This window comes from Rhodococcus sp. P4_E4, assembly GCF_056401575.1.
This window is the reverse complement of record NZ_JBFUJB010000006.1, coordinates 158,737-180,361: the sequence shown is the minus strand read 5'-3', so window position 1 is coordinate 180,361 and position 21,625 is coordinate 158,737. Positions and strand designations below refer to the sequence as shown.

General features: G+C 63.3%; 21 protein-coding genes. 13 read left to right on the top strand and 8 right to left on the bottom strand.

Translation table 11 applies throughout. The features are described 5' to 3' along the window. The first annotated feature begins 52 nt into the window (after positions 1-52). Both AC1DVN_RS09595 and AC1DVN_RS09590 read left to right on the top strand, forming a co-directional pair. Positions 53-238, top strand: a complete 186-nt coding sequence (locus AC1DVN_RS09595; RefSeq protein WP_007735457.1) for a hypothetical protein — start codon at positions 53-55, stop codon at positions 236-238. 108 nt (positions 239-346) lie between these two features. Continuing rightward, positions 347-1,756: an RNB domain-containing ribonuclease gene (locus AC1DVN_RS09590; RefSeq protein WP_477993777.1), complete on the top strand. Its 1,410-nt coding sequence runs from the start codon at positions 347-349 to the stop codon at positions 1,754-1,756. A 4-nt stretch (positions 1,757-1,760) separates the two neighbouring features. Here AC1DVN_RS09590 and pip read toward each other — a convergent pair whose 3' ends face one another. From pip to panB, 3 genes are read right to left on the bottom strand one after another with little or no spacing between them, the layout of a single operon-like run. Further along, positions 1,761-2,744, bottom strand: a complete 984-nt coding sequence (gene pip, locus AC1DVN_RS09585) for a prolyl aminopeptidase (RefSeq protein ID WP_387405488.1) — start codon at positions 2,742-2,744, stop codon at positions 1,761-1,763. Further along, positions 2,744-3,184 (bottom strand): hypothetical protein, encoded by a 441-nt coding sequence (locus AC1DVN_RS09580; RefSeq protein WP_020969914.1) that lies wholly within the window; start codon positions 3,182-3,184, stop codon positions 2,744-2,746. The genes pip and AC1DVN_RS09580 overlap by 1 nt, the downstream gene beginning before the upstream one ends. A 51-nt stretch (positions 3,185-3,235) precedes the next feature. Then, positions 3,236-4,087: a 3-methyl-2-oxobutanoate hydroxymethyltransferase gene (panB, locus tag AC1DVN_RS09575; RefSeq protein WP_003941624.1), complete on the bottom strand. Its 852-nt coding sequence runs from the start codon at positions 4,085-4,087 to the stop codon at positions 3,236-3,238. Between the two features lie 207 nt (positions 4,088-4,294). On the opposite strand from panB, the gene AC1DVN_RS09570 reads away from it, so the two are divergent. The 3 genes from AC1DVN_RS09570 (at position 4,295) to AC1DVN_RS09560 (ending at position 10,325) form a co-directional block, all read left to right on the top strand. Then, positions 4,295-5,866 carry an alpha/beta hydrolase gene (locus AC1DVN_RS09570; RefSeq protein ID WP_030537557.1) on the top strand — a complete coding sequence of 524 codons (1,572 nt, stop codon included), beginning with the start codon at positions 4,295-4,297 and terminating at the stop codon, positions 5,864-5,866. A 107-nt stretch (positions 5,867-5,973) separates the two neighbouring features. After that, positions 5,974-7,314, top strand: a complete 1,341-nt coding sequence (locus tag AC1DVN_RS09565; RefSeq protein WP_003941637.1) for a glutamine synthetase family protein — start codon at positions 5,974-5,976, stop codon at positions 7,312-7,314. After that, positions 7,311-10,325, top strand: a complete 3,015-nt coding sequence (locus AC1DVN_RS09560; RefSeq protein ID WP_019748946.1) for a bifunctional [glutamine synthetase] adenylyltransferase/[glutamine synthetase]-adenylyl-L-tyrosine phosphorylase — start codon at positions 7,311-7,313, stop codon at positions 10,323-10,325. Before AC1DVN_RS09565 ends, AC1DVN_RS09560 begins: the two co-directional genes overlap by 4 nt. Positions 10,326-10,334: 9 nt before the next feature. On the opposite strand, the gene AC1DVN_RS09555 is transcribed toward AC1DVN_RS09560, so the two are convergent. Further along, positions 10,335-11,195 (bottom strand): spermidine synthase, encoded by an 861-nt coding sequence (locus tag AC1DVN_RS09555; protein WP_029255610.1) that lies wholly within the window; start codon positions 11,193-11,195, stop codon positions 10,335-10,337. Between the two features lie 166 nt (positions 11,196-11,361). Between AC1DVN_RS09555 and AC1DVN_RS09550 the strand changes: the two genes are divergently transcribed. The 4 genes from AC1DVN_RS09550 (at position 11,362) to AC1DVN_RS09535 (ending at position 15,115) form a co-directional block, all read left to right on the top strand. Beyond that, on the top strand, positions 11,362-12,489 hold the full coding sequence (locus AC1DVN_RS09550) for an NDMA-dependent alcohol dehydrogenase (RefSeq protein ID WP_477993749.1): 1,128 nt from the start codon (positions 11,362-11,364) through the stop codon (positions 12,487-12,489). A gap of 189 nt (positions 12,490-12,678) precedes the next feature. Further along, positions 12,679-13,500, top strand: a complete 822-nt coding sequence (locus AC1DVN_RS09545) for an alpha/beta fold hydrolase (protein ID WP_019748943.1) — start codon at positions 12,679-12,681, stop codon at positions 13,498-13,500. Positions 13,501-13,543: 43 nt separating this feature from the next. Then, on the top strand, positions 13,544-14,575 hold the full coding sequence (locus AC1DVN_RS09540) for a cupin domain-containing protein (protein ID WP_477993748.1): 1,032 nt from the start codon (positions 13,544-13,546) through the stop codon (positions 14,573-14,575). Between the two features lie 18 nt (positions 14,576-14,593). Then, complete coding sequence (locus AC1DVN_RS09535; RefSeq protein ID WP_019748941.1) at positions 14,594-15,115, top strand: hypothetical protein; 522 nt, start codon at positions 14,594-14,596, stop codon at positions 15,113-15,115. A 47-nt stretch (positions 15,116-15,162) separates the two neighbouring features. On the opposite strand, the gene AC1DVN_RS09530 is transcribed toward AC1DVN_RS09535, so the two are convergent. After that, positions 15,163-15,849, bottom strand: coding sequence for a GntR family transcriptional regulator (locus AC1DVN_RS09530; RefSeq protein WP_021344625.1), 687 nt, complete (start codon positions 15,847-15,849; stop codon positions 15,163-15,165). A 128-nt stretch (positions 15,850-15,977) separates the two neighbouring features. Here AC1DVN_RS09530 and AC1DVN_RS09525 point away from each other — a divergent pair, with 128 nt between their 5' ends. From AC1DVN_RS09525 to AC1DVN_RS09515, 3 genes are read left to right on the top strand one after another with little or no spacing between them, the layout of a single operon-like run. Continuing rightward, the gene (locus AC1DVN_RS09525; RefSeq protein ID WP_084326252.1) at positions 15,978-16,898 is read left to right on the top strand and encodes a sulfurtransferase; all 921 of its coding nucleotides are present in this window, start codon (positions 15,978-15,980) and stop codon (positions 16,896-16,898) included. Between the two features lie 43 nt (positions 16,899-16,941). Next, the gene (gene thiM, locus AC1DVN_RS09520; protein WP_019748938.1) at positions 16,942-17,787 is read left to right on the top strand and encodes a hydroxyethylthiazole kinase; all 846 of its coding nucleotides are present in this window, start codon (positions 16,942-16,944) and stop codon (positions 17,785-17,787) included. After that, the gene (locus tag AC1DVN_RS09515) at positions 17,787-18,896 is read left to right on the top strand and encodes an LLM class flavin-dependent oxidoreductase (RefSeq protein ID WP_141488795.1); all 1,110 of its coding nucleotides are present in this window, start codon (positions 17,787-17,789) and stop codon (positions 18,894-18,896) included. The genes thiM and AC1DVN_RS09515 overlap by 1 nt, the downstream gene beginning before the upstream one ends. Here AC1DVN_RS09515 and AC1DVN_RS09510 read toward each other — a convergent pair. Then, the gene (locus AC1DVN_RS09510; protein WP_019748936.1) at positions 18,889-19,239 is read right to left on the bottom strand and encodes an inorganic pyrophosphatase; all 351 of its coding nucleotides are present in this window, start codon (positions 19,237-19,239) and stop codon (positions 18,889-18,891) included. The genes AC1DVN_RS09515 and AC1DVN_RS09510 overlap by 8 nt on opposite strands. A gap of 2 nt (positions 19,240-19,241) precedes the next feature. Next, positions 19,242-20,021, bottom strand: coding sequence for a helix-turn-helix domain-containing protein (locus AC1DVN_RS09505; RefSeq protein ID WP_244891358.1), 780 nt, complete (start codon positions 20,019-20,021; stop codon positions 19,242-19,244). Between the two features lie 56 nt (positions 20,022-20,077). On the opposite strand from AC1DVN_RS09505, the gene AC1DVN_RS09500 reads away from it, so the two are divergent. Then, positions 20,078-20,470 carry a VOC family protein gene (locus AC1DVN_RS09500; RefSeq protein WP_019748934.1) on the top strand — a complete coding sequence of 131 codons (393 nt, stop codon included), beginning with the start codon at positions 20,078-20,080 and terminating at the stop codon, positions 20,468-20,470. Positions 20,471-20,542: 72 nt separating this feature from the next. On the opposite strand, the gene AC1DVN_RS09495 is transcribed toward AC1DVN_RS09500, so the two are convergent. Continuing rightward, entirely contained in the window at positions 20,543-21,586 is a 1,044-nt protein-coding gene (locus AC1DVN_RS09495) for an alpha/beta hydrolase (protein WP_477993747.1), read from the bottom strand. Positions 21,587-21,625: the final 39 nt, after the last annotated feature.

Genomic DNA, 21,625 nt, shown 5'->3' with positions numbered 1-21,625 from the left:
GTCTCACAGCGATCTACAAGCTTCTATCTCACTCTGATGTCACACTGTGGATATGACTGATGAAGATCGACTCTGGTACTTCGACGTGTCCGACGGTTCCGTCACGCAGGGAAAGGGCGCGTCCTCGTTGACGAGGATGGGGCCGTACCCTGATCGGGACTCTGCCGAGCATGCATTGAAGATCGCTGCCGAACGCAACAAAGCCGCCGATCGGGCAGACGAAGACTGGAACAACTGAGACTTGGAACAACTGAGACTTGGAACAACTGGGACTCGAACAACTGGGACCGGTACAGCAGCTACACCGGCCCGAACCGATCATGGAGGATGCGTGCCCGCAAGTCGAATGATGGTGCAGGGAATCGACTTCGGAGTGGTTCGGGCGGAGTTCGACTTGCCGGGAGCATTCTCGGCCGCGGCGCAGGCCGAGGCCGAGAATGCCGTGGATCGTTTCGGTGCCGGGCGTGTCGACGAAACGGGTATCGCCTTCGTGACCATCGACCCTCCCGGATCGATGGACCTCGACCAGGCAGTGCACATCGAGAAGACCTCGATCGGGTACGTCGTGCACTACGCGATCGCCGACGTCGCGGCGGTGGTGACGCCGGGCGGTGCGCTCGACGTCGAAACCCGCAAGCGTGGCCAAACCTTCTATCTCCCGGACGGTTCCGTTCCGCTGCATCCTCGGGCGTTGTCGGAGGGATCGGCGAGTCTGCTGCCGGACGTGGTTCGCCCCGCCGCACTGTGGCGTATCGAGTTGGACGCCCAGGCCGAGCCCACGTCATGGCAGGTGAGACGCGCTCTGGTGAAATCGGTGGCGCGTCTGGATTATTCGACCGTGCAACGTGACGCCGACGCGGGCACCTTGCATCCGTCGATCGCCGCACTACCGGAATTCGGACGATTGCGCAGTGCCTCGGCGGTTGCCAGGGGCGCCATCGAGCTGAAATTGCCCGAGCAGTCAGTGGTTCGGGATCAGCCAGAGGACGAGTCCTCGGCTCGCTGGCGGATCGAGCTCGAGCCACGCACCGAAGCGGACGACTGGAACGCAGAAGTGTCGCTGCTGACCGGGATGTGTGCCGGCCGCATGATGATCGACGCAGGTATCGGGCTGCTTCGCACGCTGCCGCCGGCCGAGGAGTCCGCGGTTCGCACCCTGCGGAGAACTGCAGTGGCGCTGGGTATCACGTGGCCGGAGGGTCGAAGCGTCGGGCAGATTCTTGCCGGACTCGATTCCAACGAGCCGTCGACGATGGCGCTGATGTCAGTTGCGCCGTCGTTGCTGCGCGGCGCAGACTACACGGCCTTCGACGGCCAGCTACCGGAGTTGACGGTGCATGCGGGGATCGGAGCGCCCTACGCTCATGTGACGGCTCCACTGCGCCGGCTGTCCGATCGCTTCAGCACCGAGGTGTGTCTGGCGATCACAGCTGCTACGCCGGTACCGGAATGGGTGCGCACCGCCCTTCCCGAGTTGCCCGTCATCATGAGTGGGTCCGACTCACTGGCGAACAAGGTCGACCGCGCGTGCATCGATCTCACCGAGTCCACGCTGCTCGACGGCCGGGTCGGCGAGGTCTTCGACGCGGTGGTGATGCGCGCCAAGGACGGAAAGCGCTCGGCGGAAGTGTTTGTCCCGTCGGTCGCAGTGATTGCGAAATGCGTCGGAACGCCCGATGACGGTGAGCGCGCAAAGGTGCGACTCACCGCCGTCGACACGGTCAAACGGACGGTGGAATTCACGTTCCCGGCGTAGGGCGCTACCGGTACGAATCGGTGGCTTCCACCAAGTGATGTGCGATGCCGGGCTCCATCGCGGAGTGTCCCGCGTCGTCGACGATCACGAGCTTGGATTCGGGCCACGCCTTGTGCAGCGCCCAGGCGCTGGTGGCGGGGCAGACGACGTCGTAGCGGCCCTGGACGATCGTCCCCGGAATGCCGTGCAGGGCGGAGCTTTTGCGTAGGAGCTGACCCTCGTCGAAGAATCCGCCGTTGACGAAGTAGTGGTTCTCGATACGAGCGAAGGCCAAGGCGAACCTGGTCTCGGAGTTCTGTTCGATCTTGTCCGCCTGGGGGTACAGGTAGCTCGTCGATCCTTCCCAAGCCGACCAGGCGATCGCTGCCCGGGCCGCGACGTCGGGGTCTTCGGAATGGAGCAGTTGGTGATAGACCGCGACGAGGTCTTCGCCGCGCTGCGCCTCGGGTACCGGTTCGAGGAATTTGTCCCAGCGCTCCGGGAAGATGTTTCCCGCGCCGCCGTTGTAGTACCAGTCGATCTCGCTACGACGCAGGAGAAAGATCCCGCGCAGAACCAGTTCCGTGACGCGCGTGGGAAACGTTTCGGCGTAGGCGATGGAAAGCGTGGAACCCCAGGACCCCCCGAATACCATCCACTTGTCGATCGAGAGATGTTCGCGCAGGGCTTCGATGTCCGCCAACAGCTTGTCCGTGGTGTTCACCGACAGGTCGGCGCCGTCGGCAACGTGCGGGGTGGATCGCCCGCAGCCGCGCTGGTCGAGTAGAACGATGCGGTATGCGGCCGGATCGAAGAACTGGCGTACCGCCGGTTGTGCACCGCCACCGGGGCCACCGTGCAGGAACACCACCGGCTTGCCGTCCGGATTTCCGCTGACTTCCCAGTACATGCTCTGGCCGTCACCGACGTCGAGGAAGCCGGTGGCAAAGGGTTCGATCGGGGGATAGAGACTCCGCAGAGCCGACGGCGGTGCTGACGTTTCGCTCATCAGAAGCCCACCAGCCCGGAGGCGAGATCGGGGATCTCGAGTGCGGAAATCGCGCCGCCCCGGACGTCCGGGCACGCGGCCGAGGTTGCCGCATCGATGCTTTCGCGGTTCTGGGCGAGATCGAGCAGGTTGATGCCGTTCTGCGTCGCCCACGTGATGACGATCGTGTTCAGTCCGCCCTTGCCGAGCGTCGGGGTGACGGTCCGCCAGTTCTGCAGCTGCCCTTCCATATCCGAACACAACTGCTGGACCTGAGCGTCGGTGAACGTCGAACCGGACGCGGAGGTTGTTGCCGGCGCCGTCTTGGTGGAACTCGCGGGCGTAGTGCTGCTGGGCGCGGGAGAGTTGGTGGACCCTCCCGCGCATCCGCTCAGCACCGTGACGAGAGCTGCCGCGCCGACTACAGCTGCGGCAGTAGAACTTCGACGGTTACCGATCATTGAACGCACCCCTGGCTGGTTGAGAGACAGGCGGCGTTCGCCGGTCTCGGATCAGAAACTGTGTTCTGCGGCCGGGAAAGCGCCAGTGCGAACTTCTGATGCATAGGCGGCGGCTGCGGAACGCAGTTCGTCACCGACGTTACCGAAACGCTTGACGAACTTGGCTGTCTTACCGCTCGTGTAACCCGCCATGTCCTGCCAGACGAGTACCTGAGCGTCGCATTCGGAACCGGCCCCGATGCCGACGGTGGGGATGGTGAGTTTGCGGCTGACCTGGCCCGCAATCTCGGCCGGAACCATTTCCATGACGACGGAGAACGCCCCGGCTTCCTGGACTGCAATGGCGTCCGCCACAAGCTGCTCGGCCGCGTCGCCGCGACCCTGGACGCGGAATCCGCCGAGCGAGTTCACGCTCTGCGGGGTGAATCCGACGTGAGCCATGACGGGGATGCCGGCCGAGGTGATAGCCGCGATCTGCTTGCTCATCCGCTCGCCGCCCTCGAGTTTGACGGCGTGCGCGAGGCCTTCCTTCATGAACCGTGTCGCAGTCGCAAGGGCCTGCTCGGCGGAACCCTCGTAGGTGCCGAAGGGGAGGTCGGCGACGACGAGTGCGTGCGGGGCGCCGCGAACCACGCCACGCACGAGCGGGAGCAGTTCGTCGACGGTGATCGGCACGGTGGTGTCGTAGCCGTAGACGACGTTGGCGGCAGAGTCGCCGACCAGCAGCACCGGGATGCCTGCGTCTTCGAAGATGCGTGCCGTGGAGTAGTCGTAAGCGGTGAGCATCGACCAGCGTTCGCCGTTCTGCTTCATCTCGGCGAGGTGGTGAATGCGCGTCTTACGCTTCGGTGCATCGGTAGAGCTTGCAGTGGGTACAGAACCATAGAGAGGTGTTTCGGACATCGTTGTCCCTTTCTGGCCTCGAGGCCCTGAGCGTTGATCGCCTTCGGGTCCCCGGGTGTGGGTGATGACGTGTTCAGTCTGCCACCGGACATCGCCGACACGAATAGTTGACGGGGTGCAATGGGTCACATCACCGCGCGCCTGTCAGTTAGGTGCCGAACCGAGGCGAACCGCTGGCTACCGAGGTTTCCTGGCACCATCAATGGCATGTCGAAGTTCGTTCGCCTCTCCGGTGCCCTCGCCGGAAGCGCAGCAGTGCTCGTGTTGGTTGTCGGTTGCACCAGTTCGGAAGGCACGCCCGAATCAGTGGAACCTGCTGGTTCTGCCGCGTCCGCGGTGCCGTCCGGCCTCGAGAAATTCTACGAGCAGACGCTCGACTGGGGTTCGTGCGACCAATTTGTCGAAGAAGGAACTGCCCCGCTGGGGCGTGGGGTCGACTGCGCCGAGGTGAGCGTTCCCGTCGACTACGCGAATCCGAACGGCGACACCGCGAAGGTGGTGATCTCGCGTTCGAAGGCAACTGGCGACCGCATCGGCTCACTGTTGCTGAACCCCGGCGGGCCGGGTGGGTCCGGGCTGTCGATGGCGACATCGGGTTCGGGCACCGAACTGCAGGAACGTTTCGACATGATCGGCTTCGATCCGCGGGGGATCGGGGCATCGACCCCGCAGGTTCGGTGTTTGACGCCGGAGGAGACCGACGCGGAGCGTGCGGAGGTCAACGTCGACATGACGCCGGAGGGCATCGCTCTCGCCGAGGCGGACAGCAAGGACTACGCCGCCAAGTGCGCTGAGCGGACCGGTACGGAGTTCCTCGCTCATGTCGGTACCTACGAGGTGGTGCGAGATATGGACGTCATTCGGGGCGTTCTCGGCGATCCGAAGATGAACTACCTCGGGTTCTCGTACGGGACCCGGCTCGGATCCACGTACGCGGAAACCTTTCCGCAGAACGTCCGAGCGATGGTCCTCGACGGCGCGCTCGACCCCGAGCAGGATCCGGTCGACGAAGTGGTCTTGCAGGGGCAGGGCTTCCAAGGCGCGTTCGACGCCTTTGTCGCCGACTGTGTCTCGCGAACTGATTGCCCGCTGGGTGATGATCCGGCGCAGGCGCAGGCACGCTTTCAGGCACTCGTCGATCCGTTGATCGAGAAGCCGGCACAGACCACCGATCCGCGCGGGCTGAGTTATTCAGACGCGATCACGGGCGTGCAGCAGGCTCTGTATTCGCCACAGTTGTGGACGCCGCTGCGTGGGGGTCTGTCGAGTCTGGCCGACGGACGCGGCGACTCGCTGCTCAATCTCGCCGACATGTACGAAGGCCGTGAGGATGACGGCAGCTACTCCAACATCAACGACGCGTTCAACGCCATTCGCTGCGTGGACGATCCGGCAACCACCGACCGCGCCGAGGCCGGCGAATCCGACACTCGGTACCGCGAGGCGGCGCCGTTCCTCGACGACGGCCGCGGGACGGGTCAAGCGCCGCTCGACCTGTGCGCGTTCTGGCCCGTTCCGGCTACCGGCAGCCCCCACGCGCTCGACCCCCAGGCGCTCGCCGATGCCGGCCTGCCTCAGTTGGTCGTCGTCTCCACGACGCAGGATCCGGCAACGCCGTATCAAGCCGGAGTGGATCTCGCCAAGCAGTTGGGCGCTGCCCTGATCACGTTCGACGGAACCCAACACACGGTGGTTCTGGACGGAAACTCCTGCGTCGACGATGCCGTCGTCGACTACTTCGTTTACTTGAAGGCACCGGAAGAGGGTCTGACATGTTAACCAGCGCGACGCCGTACGCTGCGCCTATTCGATGGTGACCAATCACTCTGTTAACCGGGACCACTGATGTAACACAGATTTAACGTGGCTTGCTTAGTCTCGCGTGCATGGATCGCCAAAAAGAATTCGTGCTTCGTACCCTGGAAGAGCGCGACATTCGGTTTGTCCGCTTGTGGTTCACCGATGTTCTCGGGTACCTCAAATCGGTGGCGATCGCCCCCGCCGAACTCGAAGGCGCCTTCGAGGAGGGAATCGGATTCGACGGTTCCGCCATCGAGGGATTCTCTCGAGTCTCCGAAGCCGACACCGTCGCTCGGCCCGACGCCTCGACATTCCAGATCCTGCCGTGGGCCCACAAGGACGGTGCGCAACATTCCGCGCGCATGTTCTGCGACATCACGATGCCCGACGGTTCGCCGTCGTGGGCCGATCCGCGCCACGTACTGCGTCGCCAGTTGAGCAAGGCCAGCGACTTGGGCTTCAGCTGCTACGTCCACCCGGAAATCGAGTTCTTCCTTCTGGAGAACGGCCCGATCGACGGCACTCCGCCGATCCCGGCCGACTCGGGCGGATACTTCGACCAGGCCGTGCACGATTCGGCTCCGAATTTCCGCCGCCACGCCATCGACGCACTCGAGTCGATGGGCATCTCGGTCGAGTTCAGCCACCACGAGGCCGCGCCGGGTCAGCAGGAGATCGATCTGCGCTACGCCGACGCGCTCTCGATGGCCGACAACGTCATGACGTTCCGATACGTCGTGAAGGAGGTCGCGATCGGTGAAGGCGTCCGGGCGAGCTTCATGCCCAAGCCGTTCAGTGATCAGGCCGGCTCCGCGATGCACACCCACATGAGCCTGTTCGAGGGCGACACGAACGCCTTCCACAATCCTGACGATCCGATGCAGCTCTCCGAGACCGGCAAGGCGTTCATCGCCGGCATCCTCGAGCACGCCAACGAGATCAGTGCGGTCACGAACCAGTGGGTCAACTCGTACAAGCGACTCGTCCACGGGGGAGAGGCACCCACTGCTGCGTCGTGGGGCCCGTCCAACCGATCGGCTCTCATTCGCGTCCCGATGTACACGCCCAACAAGGCGTCCTCGCGCCGCGTCGAGATCCGAAGCCCAGACTCGGCCTGCAACCCGTACCTGACTTTCGCGGTCCTGCTTGCTGCCGGTCTTCGCGGCATCGAGAAGGGCTACACCTTGCCGCCCGAGGCAGAAGACGACGTGTGGTCGTTGACCTCCGCCGAGCGCCGCGCCATGGGCTACAAGGAACTGCCGAGCAACTTGGACAGCGCTCTGCGCGAGATGGAGAAGTCGGAACTGGTGGCCGAAGCACTCGGCGAACACGTCTTCGATTTCTTCCTGCGCAACAAGCGTCGTGAGTGGGAGGAATACCGCAGCCACGTGACGCCGTTCGAGCTCAAGACCTACCTCGGTCTGTGACGGTGAAACCGCCCGCTGCGAGATCAGCAGTTCCAGGACCGGGTCGACTCGGGCTGGTCGAGCCCACCGCTGCCGACGAGTTGCGTCAGCTCGGTTGGGTCGACGCCGAGAGCATCGAACTCTTGTGGTCGCTTTCGCGTGCCGCGAATGCCGACCTCGCTCTGCGCACCCTTGTGCGGATCAAGGACGGGCTCGACGACGGGTGGCGCGAACTCGATCAGGCATTGCGCAAGGACAAAAGCCTGCGAGGCCGCTTGTTCGCACTCGTGGGTGCGTCGTCGGCCTTCGGCGATCACCTGGCCGCGGATCCGATCGGCTGGAAACTGCTCGACGGAACCGCTCTGCCGACCAAGGACGAGGCCACCGCAGCATTGCTCGAGGCCGTGGGCGCCACCCTCGACGAGGGCGCTACCGAAGGCTCACTGACCTACCGCGCAACCCTGACCGGGCCGGAAGCTGTTGTTGCTCTGCGCAAGAGCTACAAGGACCAGCTGATGCTGCTGGCTGCGGCTGATCTTGCGGCGACCGTCGAGAACGAACCAGTAGTGCCGTATCAGACTGTGGGTCACCAGCTTTCCGATCTCGCGGACGCTGCCCTGACCGCCGCACTGGCGGTGGCTATCGCAACGGTGTGCCCCGAGGGAAGTTGTCCGATCCGGCTCGCCGTGATCGCCATGGGCAAATGTGGTGCGCGCGAGCTGAACTACGTCTCCGACGTGGACGTCGTGTTCGTCGCCGAACCGGCCGATGCGACGGCCAGCCGCGTTGCCGGCGAGATGATGCGTATCGGTACTTCCGCATTCTTCGAGGTCGATGCTGCGCTGCGCCCCGAAGGCAAGCGCGGAGAACTGGTTCGCTCCCTCGAATCCCACATCACGTACTACAAGCGCTGGGCCAAGACCTGGGAGTTCCAGGCACTGCTCAAGGCTCGTCCGATGACCGGCGACATGGAGCTCGGTCGCCAGTACTCCGAGGCGATGAGCCCGATGGTGTGGATCGCCTCCGAGCGCGAGGACTTCGTCCCCGAAGTCCAGGCCATGCGTCGACGCGTCGAGGAAATGGTTCCCCCCGAACTGCGTGAGCGTGAACTCAAACTCGGCCGCGGAAGTTTGCGCGACGTCGAATTTGCCGTCCAACTCCTGCAATTGGTGCACGGGCGCGCCGACAGTTCGTTGCATGTCCAGAGCACGGTCGATGCACTGACCGCATTGGCGGCGGGTGGATACGTCGGCCGCGACGACGCCGCCAACCTGACTGCGTCGTACGAATTCCTGCGCCTGCTCGAGCACCGTCTGCAGTTGCAGAAGCTCAAGCGCACACACACCCTGCCGCCGCCGGACGACGAGGAAGCGCTGCGTTGGCTGGCCCGCGCCGCGCACATGCGGCCAGACGGTCGGCTGGATTCCCTGGGAGTCCTGCGCGCCGAGATCAAGCGGAATTCGCATCGGATTCGCCGCCTGCACGCCAAGTTGTTCTACCGCCCGCTTCTCGAATCGGTGGCGCGGATGGACAAGGAAGCGCTGGTCCTGGGACCAGAAGCCGCGGTTCGGCAGTTGGCCGCTCTGGGTTACACGGCACCCGAGCATGCTCTCGGGCATCTGACTGCACTGACGAGTGGCGCTTCACGCAAGGGTCGCATTCAAGCGCTCCTGTTGCCGACTCTGCTCGAATCACTCGCGGACACACCGGATCCCGATGCAGGTCTGCTCGCTTACCGCAGGCTCTCGGACGCGCTCGTCGACCAGACGTGGTTCCTGCGCCTGCTCCGCGACGAGGCTGCGGTGGCCGAGCGTCTGATGACCGTGCTGGGCTCGTCGGCGTACCTACCCGACCTGCTCATCAAGGCTCCCGACGTGATTCGCTTGTTCGCGGATTCGCCGAGTGGACCGCGCCTTGTCGAGCCGAAGCCCGAGGACGTCGCTCGCGGAATCCTCACCGCCTCCGGCCGACACAGTGATCCCAATCGTGCTGTTGCCGCGGCCCGCTCGCTGCGGCGACACGAACTTGCGCGCATCGCTTCGGCCGACATCCTCGGCATGCTCGATGTTCCCGCCGTCTGCAAGGCGCTGTCCTCGGTGTGGGCCGCGGTGCTCAATGCATCGCTCTCCGCGGTGATCAAGGCCAGCGTCACTGAACTCGGGACCGAGGCGCCGGCCAGTTTCTCCGTCATCGGCATGGGCCGACTCGGCGGCGGCGAACTCGGCTATGGATCCGATGCGGACGTGCTGTTCGTGTGCGAACCCCGCGAGGGCGTCGACGAGACCGTTGCGGTCAAGTGGGCCAACAGCATTGCCGACAAGGTGCGCAAGCTTCTCGGGGCACCGAGCACGGATCCTCCGCTCGAAGTCGACACCGGATTGCGTCCGGAAGGCCGCAACGGACCGATGGTTCGCACGCTCGAGTCGTACGACGCGTACTACGCGAAGTGGGCTCAGGCGTGGGAGATTCAAGCGCTGCTTCGTGCGCACCCGGTTGCCGGTGATCCTGAACTGGGACTGCGGTTCCTGCACATGATCGACAAGACGCGCTACCCCGAAGGCGGCGTCAGTGACGCGGCGGTGCGCGAGATCCGGCGCATCAAGGCGCGCGTCGATTCCGAAAGGCTTCCTCGCGGAGCCGATCCGGCGACGCACACCAAACTGGGTCGCGGTGGCTTGGCCGACATCGAGTGGACTGTGCAATTGCTGCAGCTGCGCCACGCGGACAAGATCGAGTCGCTGCACAACACATCGACGCTCGAGACTCTCGACGCCATCGGCGCCGCGGAACTGCTCAGCGAAGGTGACGTCGAACTGCTGCGTGACGCCTGGATCACCGCGACGAAGGCACGCAACTGCCTCGTTCTGGTGCGAGGCAAGCCGACCGATCAGCTTCCCGGCCCGGGCCGTGTTCTCGCGGCGGTGGCGCAGGTCGCTGGATACGGCGACGACGCAGGGGAGTTCCTCGACAACTACCTGCGCATCACACGACGGGCAAAAGCTGTGGTGGAGAGGGTCTTCGGCGGGGAGTAGCGTTTTCGCTCAGTCCTGCCGAACCGGCGCGTTCGCGGCGAACTTGCGGACTTCGGCGTCCTGCCACACGTGGGCGGGCACGCCGCCGCCGAGTAGCTCGCGCGCGAGCGCGGGTTGCCCGCCGATCGGTACGTCGCTGCCCGCGATGATCATGTTGCCGTAGCGACGGCCCTTGAGCATCGCGGGATCGGCGATGATCGCCATGTGTTCGAACTGCGCACCGATCGTTGCGGCTTCACTGCGCGCGCCCTGAAGATCCGGGGTGTCGCCGCAGTTGACGATGTAGATACCGCCCGGTGCCAGCACGCGTCGTACGTGGGTGGTGAATTGCGCTGTTGTCAGCGGAGTCGGAGTTGTGTTGCCGGCAAAGACATCTCGAATCACGACGTCTCGGGTGGACTCGGTGAGAGTTTCGGTGACGGCGCGGGCTTCACCGACACGAATGCGCAGCAGCGGTGCGCGCGGTAGGTCGAACCAATCGCGCACCAGTTCGGCCAGGGCGCCGTCGATTTCGACAACCACCTGACGCGCGTCGGGGTAAGTGGCGGCGAAGTACCTGGCCATGGAGCAGGCTCCGCCGCCGAGATGCAGAACCCGCAGACGCTCGGTCTTGTCACGTTCGGAATCGACCAGATGCGCGATCCACCGCATGTACTCGAAATCGAGCACCGTCGGATCTGCGACGTTCACGTGGGAACTGGGCACTCCGTTGATCTGGATGATCCAGCTGTCGTCGGAGTACTGGTCGCGGACAAGTTCGCACGTCCCGGTATCGATCGGAAAAGTACCGGCGACGGGACCGGACTCGCCTCGCTCGGGAGTACCGCTGCGAGTTCTTGTCTTGCGAGTTCCCTTGGCCACTGTGTTGATACTAGCCGTGCGCGTTTCCGGTAGCGCCGAGTACCAAAAAGGCGCACGGACCGGCGGTATTCTCGAGTAGTTTCAGGCACACTCGTAGGTGGAGTGTGATCGGCGACACAAATGCCGGCGCGTTCTTTCGTCGTCCGTGCATCACGAAGAATTTCGAGGAGTGCAGGTGAAGGTCAAGGCAGCGGTAGTCAAGGCGCCAGGTCAGGCATGGGAGATCGAAGAGGTCGAGCTGGGGGACCCCGTCTCGGGTGAGGTACAGGTCCGACTCGCCGCATCGGGGCTGTGCCATTCGGACGAACATTTGCGTACGGGCGCCAGCCCGCTGCCCTTCTACCCGGCCTTGGGCGGGCACGAAGGCGCCGGAGTGGTGACGAAGGTCGGCCCGGGTGTCGCGAGCGTCGAAGAAGGCGACCACGTGGTTCTCGCCTTCATCCCGGCGTGCGGACGTTGTCCGTCTTGCGCGAAGGGTTTGCAGAACATCTGCGACGAGGGAGCCGGCCTGTTGACCGGGCAGGCGATCTCGGACAAGACGTACCGCGTCACCCTCAACGACGAGCCGGTCATCCAGATGTGCCTGCTCGGAACATTTTCGCCGTACGTGACCGTCAACGAGGCGTCGGTGATCAAGATCGAGAAGGACATCCCGCTCGACAAGGCGGCCTTGCTCGGCTGCGGTGTTGCCACCGGTTGGGGATCGGCCACCGCGATCGGTGGAGCCAAGGTCGGCGACACGGTGGTGGTCGTCGGCGTCGGCGGCGTCGGAATCAACTCGGTGCAGGGTGCGGCGTCAGCCGGAGCACGATTTGTGATCGCGATCGATCCCGTCGAGTTCAAGCGTGACAAGGCAAAGGAATTCGGCGCCACACACACGTTTGCCTCCCTCGAGGAAGCGCTACCGGTGATCGGCGAGATCACCTGGGGCAAGATGGCCGACGTCACCGTGATCACCGTGGGCGAGATTCACGGCGACATCATTCAGCCCGCGCTCAGCGCGACGGGCAAGGGCGGGCAGGTCGTAGTCGTCGGAATGGGGCACTACGCGGATTCGCAGGTGACGCTCAGCCTCTTCGAGCTGAYCCTTCTACAGAAGCGTTTGCAGGGAGCCATCTTCGGCGGGGTAGGACCACGGTCCCAGATTCCCAAGTTGCTCGATCACTACCGAAGCGGCGCACTCAAACTCGACGAGTTGGTGACCAAGACCTACAAGCTCGAGGAGATCAACGAGGGTTACGCCGACATGCTCGAGGGAAAGAACCTGCGCGGAATGATCGTCTACACGGAGGACGATTACTGATCGTTCCCCCTCTGACTGAAGGGTCCGGCCCGACACCACACTTCGTGGTGTSGGGCCGGAGTCTTCTGCCCCCATGCAGATTTCTGTCGATCGATGAGTCGACTGCCCCGATAGTGGGCAATCGCAGAGTGAGGAAACCGGGCACCGTGTCCAGACCTCAGTCCACGACTCGACAGAGAAGAGCAGAACATGCCCTACATCACCACTTCCGACGGAACCGAGATCTACTACACCGAGCACGGCGTCGGCCGGCCGATCGTCCTCAGCCACGGGTGGCCGCTGAGTTCCGACGCGTGGCAGGTCGAGATGAAGCTGTTCGCCGACGCCGGATACCGGACCATCGCGCACGATCGTCGAGGGCACGGTCGCTCGTCGAAGACGTACACCGGCAACGACATGGATACATATGCCAAGGACCTGGCTGAGCTGATCGACACGCTCGACCTGAAAGACCTGATCGTGGTGGGCCATTCGACCGGCGGCGGGGAAGTGGTCCGCTACGCGGCGCAGCACGGCAAGGGGCGCGTGGACAAGGTGATCACCGCCGGCGCCGTTCCGCCGATCATGGTCAAGTCGGACGGCAACCCCGAAGGCACACCGATCGAGGTGTTCGACGGCATTCGTGAGGGAGTTTTGCGAGATCGATCGCAGTTCTACAAGGATCTCAGCGAGAGCTTCTACGGCGCGAACCGCGAAGGGGCCGACGTCTCGCAAGGGGCGAAGGACGACTTCTGGCGACAGGGGATGTTGGTCAACCTCGCCGCGGCCTACGACTGCGTCAAGGCATTCTCGGAGACGGATCAGACCTCCGATCTCGAAGCCATCGACGTTCCGTTCCTCATCGCTCAGGGCGACGACGATCAGATCGTGCCGATCGGCGCAGCGGCGGAGAAGGCGATCAAGCTGGTGAAGAAGGGCACGCTGAAGGTGTATCCGGGCGCACCGCACGGAATTTACGGCTCGTATCAGCAGACCCTGGACCGGGACATCCTTGCCTTCATCGAGGACTGACGTCAGCGATTCGGAAGGATAAGAGTCGAAAGGATCAAAGGCCATGTCCACACACGTTGCCTCGCTGCGCGATGGTCCCAGTGTCTTCGAGAACGAACTCGGATCGATCTCGCAACTCGACACGAGTTCGTTGCCGATCCTGTCCGGTCTGTCGATCAAACGAATTGTTCTCGGCCCCGGCGCGATCCGCGAACCACAATGGAACGTCAATGCGAACCAGATCGCCTACGCCACCAGCGGAACCGTGCTCGTCTCGATGTTGGGCAATGCCGACGAATTCGCCAGTTTCGTGGTGCGAACGGGGCAGATGTATCACGTCGAATCCGGCGCGATTTATCACATCGAGAATGTCGGAGGGGAGGAGGCGGAGATCATCGCTGCTTTGCGAACGTCTCTCCCGCAGCACTTTTCGTTGCAGAGTAGCGTCAGCGCAATGTCGAACGCGGTGCTCGGCAATACCTACGACCTCGCCGCGTCAGCCTTCGACGTCTTCGGTAGGGCCGATGCGTGCCAGATAGTTCGGCGGGACGGCGCCGCCGTCGTTCCCGATACCGCCGGCTTTCCCAACGCGCATCTCTTCGATCTCGACGGCCAGATCGCGCCTCTCGCATACCCGTACGGACAGGCGAAAGTGGCGCGCAAGCAGTATTGGGCGGCGCTGGAGGATCTTTCGATGTACTCGTTGACTATTGGCGAGAGTGGGATGCGTGAGCCACACTGGCATCCCGTCACTGCCGAAATGGGATACGTGCATCGTGGTCACGGGCGGATGACGGTCCTCGATCCGGACGGTTCGCTCGACACCTACCTACTAGAGCCCGGTCAGGTGTATTTCGTTCCGCGTGCCTACCCCCATCACATCGAGGTTTTAGGTGACAAGGACATCAACTTCCTCATCTTCTTCGACCAGCCGACGCCGGGCGACATAGGCTACCGTGCAACGGCTTCCGCGTTCTCGCGCGGCGTTCTCTCGGCCTCGTTCGGTGTTCCGGAACGCGATCTGCCGCAATTTCCTTTCACGCCGGTCGATCCGCTCATTGTCTCGCGCAACAATCCGATCGACCGCCAGCACTGACCGGCAAGGACGCCCATCATGACCGACTCGCTGATCGTGACCGATCACGGTATGACGCTCGACTTCACGTACGAGGATGCTCTGCGCTATCACGGGCCGCAGGCGCCGGGAGGGGTGGCGCATGCCTACAAAGTCCTCGAGCGCGCACTCGGTGTGCTCGGCGGGGAAGGCTCTGTCGAGCGTCGCGAGTTGGTCGTCACCACTGCACACGGCGGACCAGGAGTGCGCGACGCGTTCGAGTTGGTCACGCGCGCAGTGACCGAAGGGCGGTACGCCGTCGACAGTTCCCTGGCCCGGCCTGAACGAGGAAATACGCTCGCACTGTATGTCTTTCGGGTCGGCTATCGTGGCGCGAGCGCCACGCTGACTGTTCGGGAGGGATTTGTCGTCGACGAGTTGATCACTCTCTCCCGCAAGACTGACCGGACAGCCGAAGACGAGTCACGGCTGACAGTGCTCAAGCAGGAGATGGCGGACCGAGTGATGTCGAGCCCGGCCGAGAGCGTGTACGACGTCGAGATCGGCACGCTCCCCGCCTGACTGACGGCGGGTAGGCGTCAGTGTGCATAACTCGGGGCTGTCTGAAGTCAGCGGCTGGCGAACATCCTTATCCGCTGGTCGCGACTGCGCTCGAGATGGTTGCGCATGTGGCCACGCGCGGACGATTCGTCCCTGGCGCGGATGGCGTTCAGGATCTCTTGATGTTCCGAATTGAGCAGGTCCGGTTCGCCGTAGTTCGACGGCGGGCCGCTGTCGTAGATTCGCAATTGGGTGGTGAGGCGGATCAGCAGTGCCGTGATCGTGGAATTGTGGGCGGCCTGCCAGAGGGCCTCGTGAAACTTGAAGTTCCCGGAACGCGCCTCGGTGCCTTCGGTTGCAGTGCAGCAGAACTCGTGTAATCCGTCCAGGCGAGCAAGGTCGAGATCGCTGTGGCGTAGTGCCGCGGCGCCTGCCGCTTCCGATTCGAGGGCTACCCGCGCCGCGTAGATCTCGATGACGTCCTCGGGTGTGCCGGAACGGACACGAAAACCGCGAGCGGCTCGTTCGAGTAGTCCGTCGTGTGCGAGCCAGTTGAGTGCTTCCCGGATCGGGGTGCGGGATGCGCCGTACGATTCGCACAATTGAGTCTCGTGCAGCGGAGCGCCCTGGGGGAACTTGCCGGCCAGGATGTCGGCTCGCAGGCGCAGGTACTGCCGCGAGGTCTGATCGGACCGGCCGAGCGCAGCCTCCGGCACCAGCAGATCGGTGGTGCTCGTATCGGCGTCGAGATCCATGTGTCCCCATTCCTGTGCATGCAAGTAGAGCGCGTTCGATTATGCCATCGACGACGAGTGAGTACTTGCGTATACGCTAGTACTCATTTAGGTTCGTGCTTGTTCGTTTCCGAGGGAGAGGGTCCGAAGTGGCTGGAGAGACCGCGTCGCCGCTGGTGAGTGCCGTTGAACTCGACGCGATGCTGCGTGAGGGAGGCGTCGCCGTGCTCGACGCGACGGTTCATTTTCCTCCCGCGCGATTTGACGGCGACTACCGCCCGGAATCCGGGTACGGCGGCTGGGTCTCCTCGCACATCCCGGGTTCGCGACATGTCGACCTCATGGACGTCTTCTCCGAAAGGGAAGCGGCGCTGCATTTCACACGCCCGTCAACGGAGCAGTTGGTTTCCGATCTCCAATCCAGTGGTATCGAGCCGGGCGCGACAATCGTGATCTACGACCAGGGATCGACCACCTGGGCATCACGGCTCTGGTGGGTGTTTCGCAACGCCGGCATCGAAGCAAGAGTTCTCGACGGTGGCCTCGCCGAATGGACTCGACGCGGCTTCGCGCTCGCGAGCGGCGACGACGAAACCCACACGTCGGCGTCGACGCGTTGGAGCGTGACGGATCTGGGTCTGTGGGTCGATTTACCTCGCGTTGCGTCGCTGTCCAGCGGAGGCGAAGCCGGAACGCTGGTGTGCGCTCTCGCGCCTGAGCAGTACGAGGGAACCGAGAAGACGCGATACTCGCGACGCGGACACATTCCGTCAAGCGTGAATCTGTCCGCGAAGAGTCTTCTCGACTCCGACTCCCGGATGCTTCCGATCGAGAAAGTCTTGTCGAAATCGGCCGACGTTCTACCAACCGCCACCGGCCCTGTCGTGATCTATTGCGGTGGCGGAGTTTCGGCGTGTTTGACCGCACTTGCGCTGATCCGCAGCGGCCACGCGGACGTCAAAGTCTACGACGGTTCGTTAGAGGAATGGACTGCAGATCCGGTTTTGCCGATGGTTGTCGGCAGTGAGCCCGGTGGCGCGAATCCGGATGTGCGATGTCCGCGGTCCTGAATCGCCGCAGTCCCCAAATACCTCCCGTCCTGAAGGAATTCTCATGTCTGACACTGTCTCTGTCGAAACCGTCGCGTCGGCGATCGACGCACTCCGCGATCAGGTACCGCTCGTCCAGTCGCTGACGAACATCGTTTCGGCGAACTTCTTGACCAATGTTCTGCTCGCTGCCGGCGCAAGCAACGCTCACATCGACAACGTTCATGAAGTGGGTGGGTTCGCTGCCGTCGCCGGGGGAGTGCTCGTCAACCTCGGAACGCCGGACGACGGGACAGCCGAAGCCTTCCTGATTGCCGCAGAAGCGGCCCGAACTGCCGGTACGCCATGGGTTTTGGATCCAGTCGGTGTCGGCGGACTACCCTGGCGGAGCGGTATTGCTGTGGATCTGCTGCGCTTTCACCCCAGCGCCATCCGCGGGAACGCATCGGAGATCATCGCTCTGGCCGGACTCGGCGGTGACACCCGCGGCGTCGACAGTGCCTCCGACTCCGCCGACGCAGTGCCCGCCGCTCTGTCACTCCTGAAGCATGCGGATGCCGTGTCGGCATCAGGCCCGGTCGACTACATCGTCGGCCGCGATGGTGGCGGCGACGTTCGGGGCATCCGAGTCTCCGGTGGCAGCGCTCTGTTGCCGCGCGTGACCAGTACCGGTTGCTCTCTGGGAGGCCTGGTCGCTGCCTACCTCGCCGTTACGCCGACCGCGCTGGACGGATTGGTTGCCGCGCATACGCATGTTGCCGTGGCATCGGAGATCGCCGAGGAAAAAGCCTCAGGTCCTGGTTCTTTCGCGGTCGCGTACCTCGACGCGCTCTACACCGTGAGTGCGGACACCATCCGCTCACGTGCCCGAATCGAATCGTTCGACCTGCCGGCTGGAGTGCAGAACTGATGGGCGTCAAGACATTCTGGTATCTCACCCAGGCCGACGGGGACTACCCGTGGAGCCCCGGCGGGCTGTTCCCCGTGGACGGGGCCAGGCAGATCGAGCTCGCGAAGACCATCGACGACGGCGGATTCGAAGGTGCGCTTGTTGCCACCTGGCCGAACGATCCGTTCATTTCGGCGACGTGGGCGGCAGCGCACACCGTGCGCATGAAGTTCCTCGTCGCCGTCTACGCGAACATGACGCCGGCGCGACTGCTGGCGGAGAAGGCATTGACTTTCGACGCCTTCAGCGGTGGCCGACTGTTGATCAACTCGGTCAACGGACGCGAGAACATCCTGACCAAGTACGACATGAACGTGCCCCACGACGACCGTTACGAGTTGGGGGAGCAGTACTGGGCGGACTTCCGCCGCATCTACGCCGAAGGCACGGAGTCGAACTTTCCCAACACACCACTGCGTATCGATGCGCCCGCTGGGCATCAGGTTCCGCTGTGGGGTACCGGTGATTCGCCTGCAGGCCTGGCGAATTCAGGCAAGGTGCTCGACACCTATCTGGCGATGTTGCGCGAGACTTCGTTCATCGAAGACAAATTCTCTGCCGCACGAGCGGCGGCGGAGGCAGCCGGGCGCGAGTTCACCGACTTCGGTGCGCTGACCGGTGTGATCGTTCGCCCCACCAAGGCGCAGGCGCACGACCGGTTCCGTTCGTTGTTCGAGAAGACGGGCGTCGAGCAGATCGCTCATGTCTTGGACAACGCAGTGCGTCGTCGTACTCAGGGGAAGCAAGACCTCAAGACTTTCACCGCTCGCGACGCACAGCGGCAGGGCTGGGCGGACAAGATTGCTTCCGGCCGACTTCCGGAACCGGAGGAGTTGTACGTCGGTGACGGGCTGTACGCGGGTATCACAGCGTGGTCGCCTCTCGACATCTTCGGCACCGGGTCATCGGCGGTGTACTACGTCGGCGATCCGGATTCGATCACGGACTCGGTACGCACGCTTCGCGGCCGAACCGGTTTGACTGCACTGATCCTGGCAGGTTGGCCGCTGATCGAGGAAGCGAAGTGGGTTGCGGAGCATCTTGTTCCGCGATTCGACGAACTCAGCTGACTTCGCGCCGCAAGACAGTGGTACCGAGACCCAAAGTGTCGCGGAGAAATGCTGCGGCAGTGCCGATTTCATCGGCAGTGCAGTCGAGAAGGATCTTGACTTCCACGTCCTTCTTGTCGATGTCGGCAATAACGGCCATGGCAACAACGCCGTTGCCGACGGCAGAGCCTCGGAACAGATCGATCCCGTCGCCGTCCGCGCTGACGGTCCCGTCGAGATAGCCGTAATCGAGCGGATAAATCGCAGCGGGGTAACGCGGGTGTGCCGACCCTCGGGGGCGATCGATCACGACAGTTGACGTGGCAGCCAGGTGATCGAGGGCGGAGAACAGGTCTTCGCTCATCGTTATCGGTGCTCGCGCAGTAGCTGAGTCGGTGTCAGGCCTGTCAGCGCTCGCGTATCGCGCGCGAGGTGGGCTTGGTCGGCGTAGCCGGCGCGACCGGCCAGCGACGACAGCGTGAGATTTGCATCGCGGCTGAGAGTCAACACGTCCTGGATACGTTGCACTTTCTGAATCATTTTGGGGGACAGCCCGATCGACGACGTGATCGAGCGTCGAAAATGACGTTCGGAAACACCGAGGTCTGCGGCGATCTCTCGTATCGGAGTCGAAGGGGAGGAGATGAGCGCGGAGTAACCACGCTCGATTCCGTGGTCGGGTTCCAGTCCGCGCCACAACTGGCCCAGTAGGTGAGCGTCGACTGCCTCGTGGCTAAGGGCGTCGGCAAGTACCCGCGCTTGTCTGGAAGTGAGGATGTCGTCGAAGGCGATCTTCGAATCCTGCACCGCGTCGGCCGCTGTGCCGAGCAGGCTCCGCAGAGCCGGCGGATTGATCCGGATGCCCCACATGGTTGTACCGGCGGCGACCGAAACCAGATCGGCACCGGTTGCGGGTCCGACGAGCCACGACTTTCCGGTGCTGTCGACGATGAAGTCTGCGCAGAGATCGGGAAGAATCCGCTTTGCTTCCGTGGGCGCATGGGGGTCGGTAGTGCTTTTCCACGTGCAACTGAAGAGGCCGGCCGAACCGGTGATCCGAGTCTCGACATAGGTGTGGCCGTTTTGTTCAAGACTCGACGCTACCGTCCGACTACCGTCAAGAGCGAGGGTGTCAGTGCCGGTCATCAGATCATCGTCACACACTCGCCGATCACTTCTCGACCCGAAACAGGAGAAATACCGTGTCCGTCTCTCCGAGACTCGATCTCGTCGGAATCGTCACCAACGATCTCGCGCGTTCCCTCGCGTTCTACCGAACCCTCGGGCTCGACATTCCGGAAACACCCGCTGACGCTCCACACGTGGAGTTCACTTTCGACAGTGGGCTTCGGCTGGCCTGGGACGCGCTGTCCACCATCGCGAGCTTCGATCCTGACTTCGTCGTCGGGGAAGGTCGACACCCCGTCGCTTTGGCCTTCGATTTCGGGACACCCGCTGCAGTCGACGAGGCGTATCAGCGCATCACAGCCGACTTCCCCGGACATAAAGAGCCATTTGATGCCGTGTGGGGCCAGCGTTACGCCGTTCTTCTCGATCCCGACGGCAATACCGTGGATCTCTTTGCCGCGCTCTGATTTCGAACGACGCAGGCCCCGACCGAAATTCGGTCGGGGCCTGCGATTGTCGGTGATCGAGTCGTTGTCAGTTCACCAAGCGTTGAGGGTGTCGAGGATCTGGCCTCGGGCTTTCCACAGTTCCGCGCCCCAGTACGGCCACGAGTGAGTGCCGTTGGCCGGGAAGCTGTACGTTGCCGGAATTCCCAGGGAGTTCATGCGCAGCTGGAATGCCCGTGAGTTCATCAGGGCAAGGGCTTCGAGGCCGATGGCGCTACCGGTATTCACGAAGTCGACGGGACGACGAGGTTGATCGAACTGCCCGGGTAGGCCGCTCGCGGCGGAGATGTACAGAGAGAGCCCAGCCAGCTCGGGTGCAAATACGAAGGGGTCGTTGCGGAGCCAAGCGGGGTTCCATGGCGGTCCCCACATGGCATCGACATTGAAGGACCCTGCGCTGACCATGGCCACGCGGATTGCTTCACGCATGCCTGGAGCTGAGATGTTGAGGTATCCCGAGAGCGATCCGGCGAACTTGAACTGATCGCGGTGATAGGCGGCGAGCGTCAGTGCCGCGCTGCCACCCATGGACAATCCGAGCACACCGTTGTTGGTTCGGGAGACGCCGCGCGATTCCAGATAGGCGGGAAGTTCCTGGGTGAGGAAGGTTTCCCATTTGTACGTGACCGGCTGGCGATTCAAATTGCTGTTCGCATACCAGTCGGAGTAAAAGCTGGACTGCCCGCCGACCGGCATGACCAGGGTGACGTTGTCGCCGCGATACTGCTCGAGAGCGTTGGTCTCGAAACTCCATGCGTTTCGGTCGTCGAGTGCTCGTAGACCGTCGAGAAGATAGAGCGCCGCGTTGCCGCCGCGCGAAGCCCACTGGATCTGAACCTTGATCGGCCCCATCGAGGAGTCGACGAACACTTCCTCGTATCCACCGGCCGGGGCGGTGCGCGCGGGCGCTGCGGTCGCTACTGATCCGCTGATCAGGCCTGCGGTCAGGGGGAGTGCGAGTGCTGTCGCGGCGAGGCCGAGGATCCGACGCTTGATTCGTTTCGAAATGCGGTTTCTCGAAATATCCGGGTTCGAAATATCTGGGTTCTTCGCCAAATCTGTGTGAGCCTCGTGCATGTATTACTCCCGCCCCAAAGGTGCTTGCACACCGAAATC